Origin of the sequence: Azonexus fungiphilus (genome assembly GCF_003634965.1) — a bacterium.
Lineage (GTDB): Bacteria > Pseudomonadota > Gammaproteobacteria > Burkholderiales > Rhodocyclaceae > Azonexus > Azonexus fungiphilus.
In genome coordinates, this window is the sequence record NZ_RBXP01000020.1 from 65,124 (window position 1) to 81,770 (window position 16,647).

Below are 16,647 nucleotides of genomic sequence, written 5' to 3' on the forward strand. Positions count from 1 at the left end.
CGGGGACGGCGCGCAGTTTGAGGGAGAGGCTGCGCCCGTTGCCCGGTTGGACAGACTATACCGCGACGAATTCGCAGAGTAAATAGGAATTATTGTTATTTATGCCTTTGCGTTTGCGTCATCGACGCTGTTCGCGCGCCCGCCGCTTTTTCCACCACAGGTAGACGCCGGTGAGCGAGAGCATGGCGATGACCAGGCCGAGCAGGGAAACCGCGATGCGGCCGGGCAATCCGAGGATGCGCCCGGAGTGAAGCGGGTGCTGGACATGCATGAAGATGTCGCCGGCGCTGCCATGGCCCGGATGCTTTTCGCCGGCAAGGGCGCCCGAATTGCCGTCGAAGTAGAGCCAGGGTGGTCCCAGCTTGCCGCCGTGATCGTCGCCTTCGTCGAAGAAGGCGACACCGTAGAGATTGAGCCAGGGGTTGTAGGCGATGGCGCCGGCCGGCAGTTGCCAGCCGCGTCGCCCGGCTTCCTGGCGTGCGAGTTCGATGATCGGTTCGCGCGCGAGCGCCGGCGCATGCGGCTGATCGGCCGGCGCCGGCGTGCGTCCGGCAGCGGGCAGCGGGGTCAGCGGCGAGAATAGCCCGACCAGCGGGCGGACAACCTGTGCGCCGAGATTCATCGAAACCGATGTGAAGGCGAGAATCAGGAGCAAGGCCCAGACCCAGACGCCGCCGGAACGATGCAGGTCGAAATTGAGCCGGTAGCCGCCGGCTCGCCAGCGAAAGGCGAACGATTTCCGCCAGTTGCCGCCGGCCGGAAAACTGATCCACAGCGCGACAAAGGCGTCGATCGTCCACACCATGCCGACGATGCCCATCAGCAGCGTGCCGACCGGTATGCCGGCGATTGCCGGCAGATGCAGCGAATAATGGAGCTTGTAGAGGAAAGCGAAGAATTTTTCCGGGGCCAGGCCGAATTCGCCCCATTGGCGCTGGCCGAGGATGCGCCCGGTGTAGGGGTCGACGGCCATCTGGTTGAATCCGGGAGCGATCGCCGGGCTGCCGTCTGCTGCAGGTCTGGGGGCGACGCCGATGCCCAGCGAGTGCCCGGGTTCGACGCTCAGCGGCAGGTAAGTGAGCTGCAGGCCGGGCATCTCGGCTTCCAGTTGCCGGGCCAGGCTCAGGGGCGCCAGCATTTTTGCCCCGGCGGGCGGGTTGACCGTGAAAATGTCGGGAGCCAGCCATTCCTCGAGTTCGTGGTTCCAGGCGATGATGCTGCCGGTGAGGCCGGAAATGATCAGAAAGAGGGCACAAAAAAGACCGAACCAGCGGTGCAGGCGAACGAGCAGGGGACGCATCGGGATATTCCGTGGGATGACCCCCGCCCGGGTGCGGGCGGGGGGATGACGCTTACCAGGCGTAGCTGGCGGTCAGTGTGGTCATGCGGCCATAGCCGGCGTAGCAGACGCTTTCGAGGCAGGCCGTATCGTGTTTCTTGTCGAACAGATTGCTGACGTTGAGCGCCAGCTTGACCTTGTCGAAGTTGTAGCGGAGCGCCGCATCGACCAGCGTGTAGGCAGCCGATTCGACGTTCGCCACCGCACCCATGCGCTGGGCCGGCGGCAGCAGGGCGTTGTAGGCGGCCAGGGAGTTGACCGCGGTGTATTCGCTGCGTCCGACGTAACGGATGCCGAGGCCGCCGCCGAGGCGGTCGAGACTGCCACCGTGCCGGGTGTAGTCCACCCAGAGTGCGGCGTTGTGTTTGGGGACGTGGTTGAGACGGGCGTCCTGTTCCCACGGATTGCGCGATTCGCTGACCCGGGCGTCGGTGTAGCTGTAGAAGGCGCTGAGCTTGAAGCCGCCCGGCAGTTCGGCCCGGGCCTCGATTTCGGCGCCGCGCGAGGTGACTTCGCCGATCTGGCGGCGCACCCCGGTGCTGATGCTGCTGTAGTCGGTGAGCACGTAGTCCTGCTTGACGATGTCGAAGAGCGCGAAATTGAGCGAGAGTTGCGTCCCTGACGGCTGGTACTTGACGCCGACTTCGTATTGGCGGCCGAGTTCGGGCTTGAAGGTGCGGCCGTCGGCATCGGTACCGCCGACCGGCTTGAACGACTCGCTGTAGCTCAGATACGGTGCCAGGCCATTGGCGAACAGGTAGGTCAGGCCGGCGCGCCCGGTCCACGCGTGGTCGGTGGTCTTGCTGGTGCTGCCGTTGAGGCGGCTGGTGGCTTCGCGGCTGGCATTGTCGTAGCGGCCGCCCAGCGTCAGTCGCCAGTGCTCGTCGAGTTTCAGCTGATCCTGGGCGTAGACGCCAAGCTGGCGGCTATCGATGGTGTTGTCGTAGTTGACCGTGGTCGGGTAGCTGACCGGCAGACCGTAGACCGGGTTGGCGGTATCGAGCGAGGGGGCGTTGCCGCTCCGGCGCAATTCGTCGGCGCGGCTCTTGCGCCAGTCGACGCCGAGCAGCAGCGTGTGGGCGACGGTACCGGTCGCGAAATCGCCCTGGACCTGGTTGTCGACCGCCCAGGCCGCCAGCCGTTCGTCGTTGATGTTGGCCTGGCGCAGCACCACCTGGGCGTTGAAGGGATTGACGCCGGACATCGTCAGGTAGCGATAGTCGAAATCGATGTGGTCGTAACGCAGGTTCTGGCGGAACGACCAGTTGTCGTTGATCCGGTGGTTCAACTGATAGCCGAGCGAAGTGTACTTGCGATCGATGTTGTTGAATTTTTCCTCGCCCTTGTAGAACCCGGCGTCGGTGTCCTTGAGCATGCCGAGCGGGCGAAGATAGTGCAGCGCATAGGGCGAGAAGTGCTCGTTGAAGGCGAAGTCGCCGTCGTCTTGCTGGTACAGCGCGCGCACGGTCAGTTCGGTGGCCTCGCTGATCTGCCAGCTCAGGCTGGGCGCCAGCAGGCGGCGCCGGGCGTAGGTCTTGTCCACCTCGGTGTCGGTCTGGTTGCCGACGAAGATCATGCGGTAGCGCAGCGCGCCGCGCTCGTCGAGCGCGCCGGAAAAATCGCCGGCCAGTTCGGCCAACCGGTGGCTGCCGACGCGCAGCTGCAGTTCGCGTTGCGGTGTTTCGGCCGGTTTCTTGCTGACCATGTTGATGACGCCGCCGGGTTCGGCCTGGCCGTAGAGCACCGAAGCCGGTCCGCGCAGCACCTCGACCCGCTCGAGGGTGTAGGCGTCGGCGCGCGGGATGCCGTAGGTGCTCGTCGCCTGCAGCAAGCCGTCCCGGTACATCCCGCTCTTGGCATCGAAGCCGCGCAGGGTCAGCCAGTCGTAACGGGTATCGAAGCCGTAGGGAACGCCGACACCGGGCGTGTAGCGCAAGGCCTCCTCGACATTGACTGCGCCGCGCGTATCCATTTCCTCGCGGCCGACGACGGAGATCGATTGCGGCACTTCGAGCAAGGGCGTGTCGGTCTTGGTTGCCGTGGCGCTGCGTTTGGCGACGTAGCCGCCAACCGGGCCCCAGGCATCCTCGCGGGCGCTGCGGCTGGTCACGGTGAGCGGCGCCAGCGTCGCTTCCTCGCCGCTTTTCAGCCGGCGCAGGCCGAAGCTGCCGTTGTCGCTGACCGTCAGCCCGAGGCCCGAGCCGGCCAGGGCGCGGGACAAGGCCTGTTCGGCCGTCAGTTCGCCATGCACCGGTGACGACTTGAGATTGCTCACCAGTTGCGGGTCGATGACGATGACCCGGCCGGCCTGGCGGGCAATCCGCGTCAGCGACGCATCGAGCGGCCCGCTCGGCAGGTCGTAATGCTTGAGCGGGCGCTGGTTTTCCTGCGCATGGACGAGGGCGGCGCCCGGAACGGCGAGTGGTGCGAGCAGCGCGATGGCCAGTGCGAGCGGGCGCAGTCGTCGGACGGACGTGGTGTCGGGGTGGTGCATCTTGGTTCTCCGCAGTTGGGTTCGGCCGGGAATTCGAGCCTTCACTTGCCTTGTGCAACCAGCGGCGGGTTTTTATAGGGGGCGGTGCGGATTTTTACGGTCGACCGTCGAAATGCGGCGATTTTCAGCGGCAGCGGGCCGGGCTCAGGCAAGCTCGATCATCACCCACAGATCGGTGCGCCGGCTGATCTCGATCGGGAGTGCTTCGGCCAGTGCATCCAGGCTGCGTTCGCTGTCGTCGAGCGGAAAGGTGCCGGTCACCCGGAGCGCCGCCGCGGCCGGCGAAATCCGCAGAAAACCGCGGCGGTAGGGGCGTAGCGCGGCAATCACTTCGCCCAGGGGGCGATCATGCACTTCGACGAAACCATCCTCCCAGGCGCTTGCCGTCGCCGGCGAGACAGGACTGCCGTGGATCGAGGCGAGGTCGAAGCGGGCGCTGTCGCCGGCTTGCAGCACGCTGTGCTGGCCGCCCAGGGTGTCGATGCGGACGCTGGCGTGAAGCACGGCGGCGAGGCTGGCGCCGTCTTCCTGGCGGACCAGGAAGCGCGTGCCCAGCGCGCTGACCGTTCCTTCGGCGGTGTGCACGATCAGTGGCCGGACCGGATCGGTGGCGACATCGACGATCAGTTCGCCGCCGACCAGGCGGATATGCCGCGCCGTGCTCGAAAACGCGACGTCGATGGCACTGCGGGCATTGAGCCAGACCTGGCTGCCGTCGGCGAGCTGGAGGCTTCGCCGTTCGCCGGTGGCGGTCGAGAATCCCGCCAGCAGGCCGGGCAGCGGCTGCTGGCGATGGGCGATCAGGGCGCTGCCCAGGCCTAGCCCGGCCAGGCCCAGCGCTGCCTTGAGCAGGTGGCGGCGCGGGTTTGCCGGCGCCGCCAGGGCCCGGCGCAGGCTGGTTCGCGTGGCGGCCGGTGCGGGCAACTCGGCGAAGGCGCCGAGCGAACGTTCCAGGTGGGCGAGGGCGGCTTCGTGGCGCGGGTCGCTGGCGCGCCAGTCGGCGAAGGCGCGGCGCTCGGCATCGGAGAGCTCGCTGGCGCCCTGGCGGACGATCCAGTCGATGGCCTGGCGTGCGACCGGGTCAAGTGAGCGCTTGGCTGGGCTGGGCATCGTCTGTTCAGGTCGCGAGATAGCAGCGGGTCAGCGCCTGGGTCATGTATTGCTGGACCCGCGGCACGGAGACCCCGAGTTCGGCGGCGATCTGGGCGTAGGTCATGCCGTCGATCTGGCGCATCAGGAAGGCGCTGCGGGCCTTGGCCGAGAGACCGTCGAGCAGCTTGTCGATCGCCAGCAGCGTTTCGAGCACGATCGCCTTTTCTTCCTCCGACGGCGCGCTGGCTTCCGGCAGGCGCGCCAGCTCGTCCAGCCAGGCGCGCTCGAGATCGCGCCGGCGCCAGCTTTCGAACATCAGCCGCCGGGCGATCGTCAGCAGGTAGGCACGCGGTTCGTCGGCCGCACAAGGGCGGTTGAGCAGGCTGAGAAAAGTGTCCTGGGCCAGGTCGGCGGCCTGGTGCTGGCAGCCGAGTTTGCGGCGCAGCCAGCCTTGCAGCCAGCCGTGGTGGTCGGCATAAAGCGCGGCAACGGCGTCGGATGCGGTCGGGTTCAAGCGGGTTCTCCGGGAGATCCAGGGGCTTGGCTGGGCCGCCGGGAGGCTGGCTTGGCTAAAATAATAATGGTTCTTATTTTGCTACCAAGGCCGAATCGGGTCAAGGTCTTCCCGGGTGTGCCTTGCGCCCTTGTCGTTTCCGCCACCACAGGTAGACGCCGGTGAGCGAGAGCATGGCGACGACCAGGCCGAGGCCGGTGACCGCCAGGCGGTAGGGCAGGCCCCAGCGGTGGGCGAGATGCAGCGTCAGCAGCCAGCTGGTGACGGTATCGCCGGCGGCGGCACCGGTCGGGCGGAAGCTGCCGAGCTGGCGGCCGTCGTTGGCGTCGAAGACCAGGCTGGTGTTGCCGCGTTTTTCGTTGACGTCGAGATCGCTGCGCACGCGGTAGTGGAAGCTGGCGCTGCGCGGGTCGTAGCGCAGGCTGCTTTCCTCGATCACGGTGAAGCCGTGGCGATGGCTTTCTCCGGCCATCAGGTGGCGGGCGCGGGCCAGTGCCGCCGGCCAGTCCAGCCCCGGTTGCGGCTGTGCGGCCGCCCGTCGCGGCGCCAGCGCCCTCGGTTCCGGCTGGCGGGCGAACAGCGCGTCCATCACCGGCTGGTAGACCGCCGGCAGGTTGAAGGCGACGCTGCTCCAGGCGAAGACGAAGAGCAGTGCCCACGGCCACAGGCCGCCGGCGCGGTGGAGATCGTAGTGGCGCTGGTAAGTGCTGGCCGGTTGCCGCACTCGCCAGGCCGGCCGCCAGCGCCGCAACCAGGCGCGCCAGCCGGCCTGTGCCGGGTGTCGGGCGGGCGCCGGGAAAGTCAGCCAGGCGCCGGCGAAGCAGTCGATGGTCCACAGCAGGGCGACGATGCCGAGCAGCAGGACGCCGGTCCGGCCCAGCGCCAGCGACTGGTGCAGTTCGTAGATGAAGGGCGCCAGGTTGTGCAGGCCGTCGCCAATTGCGCCGTGCCGGCGGGCGCCGAGCACGGCGCCGGTGTAGGGATCGACGAAGACGGTATCGACGGCCGGTGGCGGTGCCTGCACCCAGAAAATCGCCGCCCGCCCGGGTTGACCGTGGAGCATCAGGTAGTTGCTGGCGGCCTGCGGGTAGTGTTCGAGCACCGCCGCCCGCAACTGCAACGGCGGCAGCGCCGGCCGCCCGTCGGCGGGGACGGCGACCCGCAGCCAGCCGGGATTGATCGCCGCGTCGATTTCCTCGTACCAGACCAGCAGGCTGCCGGTCAGCCCGGCGATGACCAGGAACAGCGCCATCGCCAGACCGGCGACGCGGTGCAGCAGGACGATCTGCCGCCGCACGACGATCAGAAGCGGGCGCTCAGGCCGATCCTGAATTCGCGTCCGGGTTCGCGCGAACCGACCACGCCTTCGTAGCCGGGAATGTGCTGGAAGTCCTCGGTGGTCGCGTGGTCGAGGTAGTCCTTGTCGAACAGGTTGCGGATGCCGATGGTGACCGTGTAGTCGTCGCGGCCGGTCGGGCGCCAGCGGGCATAGACGTCATGGACGCCGTAGCCCGGCTTGTCGACCCGGCCGACGCTGGTCCGCTGGTCGTCGATGCCGCGCACGAAGCGGCCCTGCCAGCCCATTTCGAGGCGGTCGTTGAGCGCGTAGTCGAGGCTGGCGGTGACGGTGTTGCCCTGGCTGATGCCGAGCCCGTTGTTGGCGTAGCCGTTGGGGATGTCGTCGTTGAGGCGGAGCAGGTTGCGGTGGAAATTGACCGCCATGCTGACGCGTTCCAGCCGGTAGCCGGTGTGCAGCACGAAGCCGCGCGATTCGAGCCGGCCGACGTTCTCGTAGCGGTTGGGATTGCCGAGCGGGTCGGCGATCGCATTGTCGATGCGGGTCTGATAGACCTTGCCGCCGAAGCGCAGCCGCGGCGCCTCGTATTCGAAACCAACCTCGTTGGAGCGGGCCTTCTCCGCCTTCAGGCCGGGGGCGTTGGTCGCCACCGACATCTTGAAGGCGTCCATGTTGCCCGGTCCGCGCAGCGAGCGCGAATGCCCGGCGAGCAGCAGCAGTTCCGGGGTCAACGCGTAGCTGAAGCCGATATTCGGGCTGTAGCCGCTGGCCGTCAGGCGCTTGCCGCTGTCGTCGACCACTTCGTAGCGGTCGTGGCGGACGCCGATGTCCATGTGCAGCGGCTCGGCCAGCTGGATGCGGTCCTGGACGAAGACGCCGCGCACCTTGCCGTGGCCGTTCTCCTCATGCGGATTGGCCCGCGAACCGGCGTTGACCTTGTCCTTGCGGTAGTCGGCGCCGTAGGTCAGGCGGTGGTTGGCGAAGCTGCTGGTGTTGCGCAGGTCGAAGCCGCGCGATTCCATCTGCGCAAGATAGAGGCCCCAGCGGTCGGTGATGTCCTGTTCGAAATCGGTTCTGGTCTGGTACACGTTGGCGGCCAGGTCGATCAGCGGATTGTCCGACTTCCAGGTGTAGCCGGCGTTCCAGGTCTGGCGCTCGCTGTTCATCGGGTAGGCCTTGTTCCACGAGCTGCGTACCCATTGCGGGCGCTGGTTGCGCATGCCTTCGTTCTGGTGGCGGTCGTAGGTCAGGCGCAGGGTCTGTTCGCGGGTCAGCTTGCCGACCACCTTGAAGAAGTTCGAGTCCTGCTCGGCGCCGGTGCTGTATACCCGCTTGCCGCCGCCGTCGCGGTAGTCGGTCTGGTCCTGGTGGGTGAGCGAGGCCATCGCCGACCATTGTTCGCCGAGGCGGCCGAAGACCGTGGCGTGCGCCTTGTAGCCTTCGGCGTTGCTGGTGTATTCGGCCTTGACCAGGGCGCCGGCCCGTTCGCCCTGGCGCAGCAGCTCCTCCGGGTCCTTGGTGATGAAGCGGACGGCGCCGCCGAGGGCACCCGGGCCGGCGGTGGCGTCGACGACGCCGGGCATGATCTCGACCCGGCTGATCAGCTCGGGCTCCAGTTGCAGGCGGCCGGCGTGGTGAAAGGCGCGGTTGCCCTGGACGGTGCCGTCGATCGAGACGCTGACCAGGGTGTCCTCGATGCCGCGCACGAAGATCTTCTGGGCGATGCCGTGGCCGCCGCCGACGGCGACTTCCGGCTGGCCGGCGAAGATGTCCTCGAGGTCGTTGGCGGCGTGGCGCTGCAGGGTCCGGGCGGTGACCCGACCGGGCGTCGCGGCGCTGCCGGCGAGCCCGGCGGTGACCCGCACCGGCGCCAGCGTGGTTTCGCCGGCAGCGGTCGGCGCGCGGACAACGCGGCGCAGGCCGTACTTGCCGGCGGCGTCGCGGAAGCCTTCGAGGCCGCTGCCGTCGAGCAGCCGGTCGAGGCCTTCCTGCGGCGTGTAGGTGCCGCGCAGGCCGGCGCTGTTGAGGCCGCTCACCAGTTCGCTGGGAAAGGCGAGCAGGATGCCGGCCTCGCGGCCGAAGCGGTTGAGCGCGTTTTCCAGTGAGCCGGGGCCGATGTCGTATTTCTTGCGCGCGCTGGCCGCGCTGCTGGCGGCGGCATCGGCAAGGGCGGCCGGCGGCAGGCCGGCACAGACGGCGAGGGCGACGGCGACGCCGATCAGGGTGCGGCGGCAGGGATGGTCTTGGGTCATGGTCGAATCCTTGAATGGGTTGGCAAGCATCGAGGCTTACCCTCCATGTCTCTTCAGATCCGCAAACAGCTCAGCCCGGCGAAAATATTTTTTCAGCCGCGCGCCGCCGGCCTGACCGTTGCCCAGTAGCGGGTCAGGTAGTGGATCTCGACCGGCAGCGTGCTGCGCAGTGCGTCGAGGATGCGTTCGGGGTCGGCCAGCGGGAAGGAGCCGGAGATGCGCAGTTCGCCGACCGCCGGGTCGCAATGCAGGCGGCCGCGGCGGTGGCGGTCGAGTTCGGCGACGAAATCGGCCAGGCGCATCCGGCTGGCGACCAGCATCTCGTCCTGCCAGGCGATCCGGTCGGCGTCGGCATGGCCGGTGGCGAGCACCGCCGGCTCGGCGAATTCGGCGCTTTCGCCGGCGTCGACCGTCAACCGGCGACGGTCGCCGGCCGGGCGGATCTCGACCGCACCGGCAAAAACGTCGAGGCGGGTGCGGTCGTCGTGCAGGCGCACCGCGAAGCGGGTGCCAAGCGGCGTCAGCTCGCCGTGCGGCGTCGTCACCCGGAAGCGGCGGGGCGGCGCGTGGGCCTCGTCGCGGCCGGTATCGACCAGGATTTCGCCGCGCAGCAACTGGACTTCGCGGGTTTTTGCCGAAAAAACCAGGTTGACCGCCGAATCGCTGTTGAGCAGCAAGCGGCTGCCGTCGGCCAGTTGCAGGCGCCGCCGCTGACCGGTGCCGCTGCGCTCGTCGGCGACCCAGGCCGGCCACGGCGTCTGGCGCTCGACCGCGAGCAGCGAGCCGCCGGCAAACAGGGCGCCGGCGAGCAGCTTGATCGCCTGCCGCCGGCTGCGCGACGCCGGCCGGCTCAGCGCCGCCCGGGCCAGCGCCGAACCGAGCGGCGAAGCCAGGCTGCCGAGCCGGGCATTGACCGTCTCGATGTGCTGCCATGCCGCTTCGTGCGCCGGGTCGCGGGCGCGCCAGTCGCGGATCGCCTGCTCGATGCCGCTGCCCGGCGCCGCCGTCTGCAGTTCGACCAGCCAGGTCACCGCCTGCCGGGCAATTTCACGGTCGACGGCGGTTTTCGGCAAAAAACCGTCGGCTGGCGGCAAGTGTTCGATCATTCGAGATCCAGCGCGAAATAGCAGCGGGCGCCGGCCTTGACCAGGTAGCGCTTGACCGAGCTGAGCGAAATCCCCAGCTCGGCGGCGATTTCGCCGTGGCTCATGCCGTCGAGCTGGGCGTGCAGGAAGCAGCGCTTGACCACCGCCGGCAGCCCGTCGAGCAGGCGGTCGATCTCGACCAGTGCATCGATCAGGCAGGCCTTTTCCTCGGCCGACGGCGCCAGGGCCTGCGGCCACTGCGCCAGCGTCTCGAGGAAGGCCCGCTCGATCCGCTGGTGCCGCCAGTGGTTGGCCAGCACGCGCTGGGCGACGGTGAGCAGGAAGGCGCGCGGCTCCTCGAGCCGCGGCATCTCGTCGCGGCGGAGCAGGCGCAGGTAGGTGTCGTGCACCAGGTCAGCGGCCTGGTGCGCGCAGCCCAGCTTCTTGCGCAGCCAGGCATGCAGCCAGCGATGGTGATCGGCGTACAGTTCGGCGACGGGATGGGCAGCGGACACGGGCGACTCCGGAAGGGGAACAGGACCGTTGGCTGGCTACCCGAGGGTTGGCTGGCTATCGAGAATTGTTCTTATTTTCCGATGCGCAGCGGCTTGCCGTCAATCCTTGAAAATTGCCCGAATCTTGCGGTCGACCGTCGGATTGCCCGGTTTTTCAAGGCTCGGCGCGTTTTCGTCCACGCTCAGGCGCAGGCTGAGCGTGCCGATGTCGGCGCCTTGTTCGAGCGCGTGCTGGTCGATGCAGGCACGCAGGACGCTGTCGTCAATGACCAGTTCGCGGCCGTCGGGCAGGCTCAGGCGGAGCCGACTGAGCGCCGGCTGGTTGGCGGCGAGGCGGTACACCGCCTGGCCGCTGGGATTGCGCGCGCGGTGCAGGAGGCCGCCCTGGGCGAGTTCGGCGAGCACCCGGTAGGCGCTGGAAATGCGCCCGGGCTGGCCGTCGTGCATCCAGGCGCGGAGGATGTCCTCGGGGCGAAAGAAGCGCTGCGGCTGCTTGCGCATTTCGGCGAGCACCGCGAGGCGCGAGGCGGTGACGCGCAAGCCGTGTTTCTGCAGCAGGCGTTCGGGTGACAGGGTCTCACTGGGCATCAGGATCTTTCCTCCGGGGAAGGCCGCTGCCAGCCGCCGCCGAGGGCGCGGAACAGCGCGACGGCGGCGCGCTGGCGGGCGAGGCGGTCGGCGAGCAACTGGTGGCGGGCGGCGTGCAGGGTGCGCTGGCTGTCGAGCAGGTCGATCATCGCCAGCGCGCCGGCACGGTAGCGGGCCTCGGCGCGTTGCCAGGCGATCTCGGCCTGGCGCACGACCTCGGCCTGGGCGGCGAGCTGCGCGGCGCTGCCGGCGCCGGCGTTGAGCGCCGTCTGGGTGTCGGCGAAAGCGGCGACGATGGCGGCGTGGTAGGCGTGCACCAGGCCTTCGCGGCGCGCCTGCTCGGCTGCGTGGCGGGCGCTCAGGCGGCCGCCGTCGAAGAGCGGCCGGGCCAGCGTGGCGAACAGGCTGCTGGCCGGGCTGGCGAAGAGGTCGGCCAGCTGGCTGCCGCCGGCGAGGACGCTGGCGCCCAGGTTGATGCTGGGCAGCAGGGCGGCACGGGCGGCGGCGACGTCGGCGTCGGCGGCAGCCAGTGCCGCCTCGGCGCGGGCCAGGTCGGGGCGGCGGCGCAACAGCTCGCTGGGCAGGCCGGCATCGACCGCCGGCAGCGGCAGTTGGTCGAGGTCCACCGCCTGCGGCTCGACGCTGGTGCTGCGGCCGAGCAGGGCGCCGAGGGCCAGGCAGCCGTTGTCGTATTCGAGGCGCAGCGCCGCCAGGCTGCGCTGGCGCTCGCCGAGCAGGCCGCGCTGGCGGGCGACGTCGAGCGGATCGGCACTGCCGGCGCGCAGGCGGATTTCGGTCAGCGCCAGGGTGCGCTCGACGAGCAGCCGGTCGGCCTCGGCGATGGCGATCTGGGCGCGCAGCGCCTGCACCCCCAGCCACAGGTTGGCGACATTGGCGGCCAGGCTCAGGCGCAGCGCCGCCCGGTCGTGGCGGCTGAAATCGACGCCGGCGCGGGCGGCGTCGCGCAAGGCCTGCTGGCGGCCCCAGAGGTCGAGCTCGTAGCTGGCGGCAAGGCTGGCGCCGTGGCGGGTGCGCTCGTTGTCGCCGCTGCCGCCGTTGCGCGCGCCGCGCAGCTCGAGGTCGAGACCGGGCCAGCGGCCGGCGCCGGCGGCGCGGGCGACCGCCTCGGCCTGGCGCTCGGCGGCCGCGGCGACGGCCAGGTCGGGGGCGCGCGCCAGGGCTTCGTCGATCAGCGCCGCCAGTTCGGCGTTGCCGAAGGCCTGCCAGTCGAGGCGCTCGGGCGGCGTTGCCGGCGCTGCCGGCTGCTCAAGCCGCCACTGCGCCGGCAGCGCGAAGTCGGGAAGGGCCGGCGGCGCGCTCGCGCAGCCGCCGAGCAGGGGCAGCAGCAGCCAGGAAAGACGGGACGGGGCAGGGAACATCGCTTCACTCTCCGGCAAGCGCGACCACAGGGTCGAGGCGCGCGGCCTGGCGGGCCGGCAGCCAGCCGAACACCAGGCCGGTGGCGATGGCGCAGGCGCAGGCGCCGACGATCGCGGTCAACGAGAAAACCACCGGGATGTCCCAGAGCAGCAGCGCGAAGCCGATCGCCAGGCCGCTGCCGGCACCGACCAGACCGCCGCTCAGGGCGATCAGAACGGCCTCGGTCAGGAACTGGCGCTGGATGTCGCGCTGGCGGGCGCCGGTAGCCATGCGGATGCCGATCTCGCGGGTGCGTTCGCGCACCGTCATCAGCATCACGTTCATCACGCCGATGCCGCCGACGACCAGCGAGACGGCGGCGATCAGGCTGAGCATCATGGTCATCGCGTCGCGCGTGCGCATTTCCGCCTTGATCCTGGCGGCGGCGTTGCCGATGCCGAAATCGACGCGGCCGTGGCGTTCGGCGAGCAGGCGGCCGATCGTCGCCTCGGCCTGGTCGACGAGATCGGCCGAGACGACGTCGACGATGCTGTAGTCGGGCTGCGTCTGCGTCTTGTACACGCGGGCGCGGCCGGCGCGGTAGGGGATGTACACCATGTCGTCGTAGTTCTGCCCCCAGCCGTCGGCGCCGCGGCTGCTCATCACGCCGATGATCTCGAAGGGCGCGTTGCCGATCAGCAGGTGGCGGCCGATCGGGTCGGTGCCGCCGGGAAAGAAGTTCTGGTAGGCCTTGTGGCCGACGACGACGACCGGGGCCAGCTCGTCGTGCTCGCGGCGGTCGAAGAAGCGGCCGCGTTCGACCGGCCAGCGGAAGATTTCCGGCAGCGCCTCGCTCCCGGCGAAAACGTAGAGGTTGCGGTCGACGTTGCCGTGGCGCACCGAAATCGGGTCGCCGATCACCGGCATCAGTTGACGCACCTCGGGCAGGGCGCGGATCGCCTCGAGGTCGTCGTCGCTGATCGTGCCGACCGGGCCGCCGGTGTCCGGGGCCTTGCTGCCCAGGTACATGATCGTCGTGCCCATGCTGCCCATCTGCTCGACGACGCGTTGGCGGGCGCCGGCGCCGATGGCCAGCATCAGGATCACCGAGGCGACGCCGATGACGATGCCGAGCAGGGTCAGCCCGGTGCGCCCGCGGTTGATGCGCATCGCCCGCCAGGCGGTGCGCGCCGCCTCGGCCAGCTCGTCGCGCAGGCGGGCGGCCGGGGCGCTGGCGGCCGGCAGTTCCGGGACGCTCACGGTCGACCCCGGCGGCGGGCCGGAATCGCGGGTGATGCGGCCGTCGTGGATTTCGATGACGCGTTCGGCCTGGGCGGCGACCTCGCGGTCGTGGGTGATCAGGATGACGGTGTGGCCGGCGGCGGCGAGTTCGCGCAGCAGCGCCATGACCTCGGCGCCGCTGTGCGAGTCGAGGGCGCCGGTCGGTTCGTCGGCGAGGATGATGCGGCCGCCGTTGATCAGCGCGCGGGCGATCGAGACGCGCTGCTGCTGGCCGCCGGAAAGCTGGTTGGGGCGGTGTTCGAGGCGCTCGCCGAGGCCCAGGCGGGCGAGCAGGGCGCTGGCCCGGGCGCGCCGCTCGGCCTCGGGAATGCCGGCGTAGAGGGCGGGGATCTCGACGTTCTCGCGGGCGCTTTCGCTGGCGATCAGGTGGTAGCCCTGGAAGACGAAGCCGAAGGCCTCGCGGCGCAGCCAGGCCAGGCGGTCGGCGTCGAAGCCGGCGACGTCGCGGCCGGCGAAACGGTAGCTGCCGGCGCTCGGCCGGTCGAGGCAGCCGATGATGTGCATCAGCGTCGACTTGCCCGAGCCGGAGGCGCCGACGATGGCGACGAACTCGCCGGCGGCGATGCGCAGGTCGATGCCGTGCAGGACCTCGACCTCGGGCCGGTCGCCGCCGCCGTAGCGCTTGCGGATGCCGGCCAGTTCGATCAGCGGCGTCACCAGGTGAATCTCCGCGGGCCGTCGGCGACCGCCTTCTCGCCGAGGACCAGGGCCTCGCCCTCGCTCAGTCCGGCAGTGACTTCGGCGACATGGCGGTTGCGCACGCCGAGCGTCAGCGCCCGGGTTTCGATGCTGCCGTCGGCCCGCTGCACACGGGCCGTGGTTTTGCCCTCGGCCAGGCCGTCGACCGCCGACAGCGGGACGTTGAGCACGCCGCCGGCGCTGGCGGTGACGATGCTGACCTGGGCGGTCATCTGCGGCAGCAGCGCGCCGTCGGGGTTGGCGACGTCGAACAGCACGGTGTAATTGACCGCCTTGCTGCCCTGCGGCTGGCCGGCCGACTGGGCTTGTGCCGGCGCCTGCGGCGGCGCCGGCAGGACCTGGCGGACCTCGCCCTGCCAGCGGCGCGGGCGCGCCTCGGCGTGGCCGCCGAGGGTGGTGAACCAGACCGGCAGGCCGGCCCGGACGCGACCGATGTCGGCCTCGGAAACCTCGGTCCACACGGTCATGCCGGAGAGGTCGGCGAGGCGCAGGATGTTCGGCGTCTGGTAGGTGGCGTTCAGCGTCTGGCCCTCGCGCGCCTCGACCGAGACGACGGTGCCGGCCATCGGCGCGAAGATCCGGGTGTAGCCGAGGCGGGCCTCGTCGGCCTTGAGCGTGGCCTGGGTCTGCTCGATCTGCGCCTTGAGCTGGTCGATCCGGGCGAGCGCCCCGGCCAGCGCGGCGGTTGCCGTCTGCACGTCCTCCAGGCGGGTGGCGCCGGCGAGCGCCAGTTCCTGCTGGCGTTCGTTCTGCTGCTGGGCGAGCAGGCGCTGCGCCTGCTGTTCGGCCAGCTGGGCGCGCAGGCCGGCGAGCGCGGCGCGGCCGGCATCGACGGTGGCCCGCTGGACGCTCGGGTCGATCTCGACGAGCAGGTCGCCCTGGGCGACCTGGCTGCCCGGCTGGACGTGCAGGCGGACGATCTGGCCCGAGACCTGGGCGCCGACATCGACGTAGCGGCGCGGTTGCAGCGTGCCGATGGCGGTCACCGTGGCTTCGATGTCGGCGCGCACGACCGGGGTCGTCTCGTAGTCGACGCGATCGCCCGCGAGCCAGGTGGCGACACCGCCGAGGACGACGGCAGCGGCCAGTGCCGGGCCGACGCCGCGGCGGCGCAGGAAGGCAGGCAGCGGCATCAGGGTTCGATCCGGAAGCTGAGCGTGGCGACGTGGCGGACGTCGTCGTATTTCTTGCCGTCGACGCTGGCGCTGCCGTTGATCCGGGCAGTCACCTCGAGCACGTAGAGGGCCGGGAAGGCCGGGTCGAAGCTGACCGAACCGTCGGCCGCCGGCCGCAGCACGCGCGACCAGCCGGCCGAGGTGGCGACGTTGACCTGCGAGGCGGCGACCGGGCTGCCCTTCCAGAACAGCCGGTAGGTGTTGCCGCCCGGCGTCGTCGGCACCAGTTCGAGGTCGCTGACGGCCTTGGTTTCCTGGCGGCCGTAGCGGGCGTGGTAGATGACCAGCGTCTTGTCGTCGCCGCGGCGGGCGGTGAAGCGCAGGTCGCCGGCAGCGGCGGCAACCTGGTAGCCGTCGCCGGCGGCGTTCAGGGCGACGGCCTTGCCGTCGGCGGCGAAGGCGCGGGCGTCGCGCGCTTCGGCCAGGGCCTGCGGCTTGCCGAGTTCGCCGGCGACGATGCGGCGGCCGCCGGCATCGGCGTCGATCCAGAAATATTCGGCGTGCACGGTCGACGCCGCGCACAGGGCAAAAACCGGCAGCCAGCGGCGACCGGGCAGGACGGAAAGAAAGCGTTGCATGCGAAAGCCTCGCGGAAGGTCAGAGAAAGAAGGGCGGCAGCGCCAGCAGCGGGCCGACGACGGCCAGCCAGGCGGCGAAGCGCGGCGCATAGGGCAGCAGGAAGACGAAGCCGAGCGCCGCCGTCGACAGCAGGCCGAACCAGGCGACCGGGCCGATCGCCCAGCCCCAGGCCAGGCTGCACAGCCACAGCGCCAGCGCCAGCAGGCTCCAGCCGGTGAGGCGCAGGGCGCGGCGCAGCAGCGGCGCCGGCTTGCCGTGGCGGATCTGGCTGTGGTGGCGGTCCATCGCCAGGCTGAGCGCGAGCAGGCCGGCGTAGCAGACGAAGAAGACCAGGTAGAGCGCGAAGTGCGGGTCCAT

Annotated in this window: 14 protein-coding genes; all 14 read right to left on the reverse strand. The window is 70.0% G+C overall.

Features of this window, described 5'->3' with window-relative positions:
- Positions 1–118: 118 nt before the first annotated feature.
- The gene (locus tag DFR40_RS16300) at positions 119–1,300 is read right to left on the reverse strand and encodes a PepSY-associated TM helix domain-containing protein (RefSeq protein ID WP_121459558.1); all 1,182 of its coding nucleotides are present in this window, start codon (positions 1,298–1,300) and stop codon (positions 119–121) included.
- 52 nt (positions 1,301–1,352) lie between these two features.
- The gene (locus DFR40_RS16305; protein WP_121459559.1) at positions 1,353–3,833 is read right to left on the reverse strand and encodes a TonB-dependent siderophore receptor; all 2,481 of its coding nucleotides are present in this window, start codon (positions 3,831–3,833) and stop codon (positions 1,353–1,355) included.
- A gap of 144 nt (positions 3,834–3,977) precedes the next feature.
- Positions 3,978–4,943: a FecR family protein gene (locus tag DFR40_RS16310; protein WP_121459560.1), complete on the reverse strand. Its 966-nt coding sequence runs from the start codon at positions 4,941–4,943 to the stop codon at positions 3,978–3,980.
- A 7-nt stretch (positions 4,944–4,950) separates the two neighbouring features.
- Positions 4,951–5,439 carry a sigma-70 family RNA polymerase sigma factor gene (locus DFR40_RS16315; RefSeq protein ID WP_121459561.1) on the reverse strand — a complete coding sequence of 163 codons (489 nt, stop codon included), beginning with the start codon at positions 5,437–5,439 and terminating at the stop codon, positions 4,951–4,953.
- 100 nt (positions 5,440–5,539) lie between these two features.
- Positions 5,540–6,736 carry a PepSY-associated TM helix domain-containing protein gene (locus tag DFR40_RS16320; protein ID WP_121459562.1) on the reverse strand — a complete coding sequence of 399 codons (1,197 nt, stop codon included), beginning with the start codon at positions 6,734–6,736 and terminating at the stop codon, positions 5,540–5,542.
- A 5-nt stretch (positions 6,737–6,741) separates the two neighbouring features.
- A complete protein-coding gene (locus DFR40_RS16325) occupies positions 6,742–8,988 on the reverse strand; it encodes a TonB-dependent receptor (protein ID WP_121459662.1) in 2,247 nt (748 codons plus the stop codon).
- A 92-nt stretch (positions 8,989–9,080) separates the two neighbouring features.
- The gene (locus tag DFR40_RS16330) at positions 9,081–10,094 is read right to left on the reverse strand and encodes a FecR domain-containing protein (RefSeq protein ID WP_121459563.1); all 1,014 of its coding nucleotides are present in this window, start codon (positions 10,092–10,094) and stop codon (positions 9,081–9,083) included.
- Positions 10,091–10,588, reverse strand: coding sequence for a sigma-70 family RNA polymerase sigma factor (locus DFR40_RS16335; RefSeq protein ID WP_121459564.1), 498 nt, complete (start codon positions 10,586–10,588; stop codon positions 10,091–10,093). The genes DFR40_RS16330 and DFR40_RS16335 overlap by 4 nt, the downstream gene beginning before the upstream one ends.
- Positions 10,589–10,687: 99 nt before the next feature.
- Positions 10,688–11,176 (reverse strand): transcriptional repressor, encoded by a 489-nt coding sequence (locus DFR40_RS16340; RefSeq protein ID WP_121459565.1) that lies wholly within the window; start codon positions 11,174–11,176, stop codon positions 10,688–10,690.
- Positions 11,176–12,555: an efflux transporter outer membrane subunit gene (locus DFR40_RS16345; RefSeq protein ID WP_121459566.1), complete on the reverse strand. Its 1,380-nt coding sequence runs from the start codon at positions 12,553–12,555 to the stop codon at positions 11,176–11,178. The genes DFR40_RS16340 and DFR40_RS16345 overlap by 1 nt, the downstream gene beginning before the upstream one ends.
- A gap of 4 nt (positions 12,556–12,559) precedes the next feature.
- Complete coding sequence (locus DFR40_RS16350; RefSeq protein WP_245985724.1) at positions 12,560–14,494, reverse strand: MacB family efflux pump subunit; 1,935 nt, start codon at positions 14,492–14,494, stop codon at positions 12,560–12,562.
- Positions 14,491–15,669, reverse strand: coding sequence for an efflux RND transporter periplasmic adaptor subunit (locus tag DFR40_RS16355; RefSeq protein WP_121459567.1), 1,179 nt, complete (start codon positions 15,667–15,669; stop codon positions 14,491–14,493). Before DFR40_RS16355 ends, DFR40_RS16350 begins: the two co-directional genes overlap by 4 nt.
- The gene (locus tag DFR40_RS16360) at positions 15,669–16,289 is read right to left on the reverse strand and encodes a hypothetical protein (protein ID WP_121459568.1); all 621 of its coding nucleotides are present in this window, start codon (positions 16,287–16,289) and stop codon (positions 15,669–15,671) included. The genes DFR40_RS16355 and DFR40_RS16360 overlap by 1 nt, the downstream gene beginning before the upstream one ends.
- Positions 16,290–16,308: 19 nt before the next feature.
- On the reverse strand, positions 16,309–16,647 hold the full coding sequence (locus DFR40_RS16365) for a DUF3325 domain-containing protein (RefSeq protein WP_121459569.1): 339 nt from the start codon (positions 16,645–16,647) through the stop codon (positions 16,309–16,311).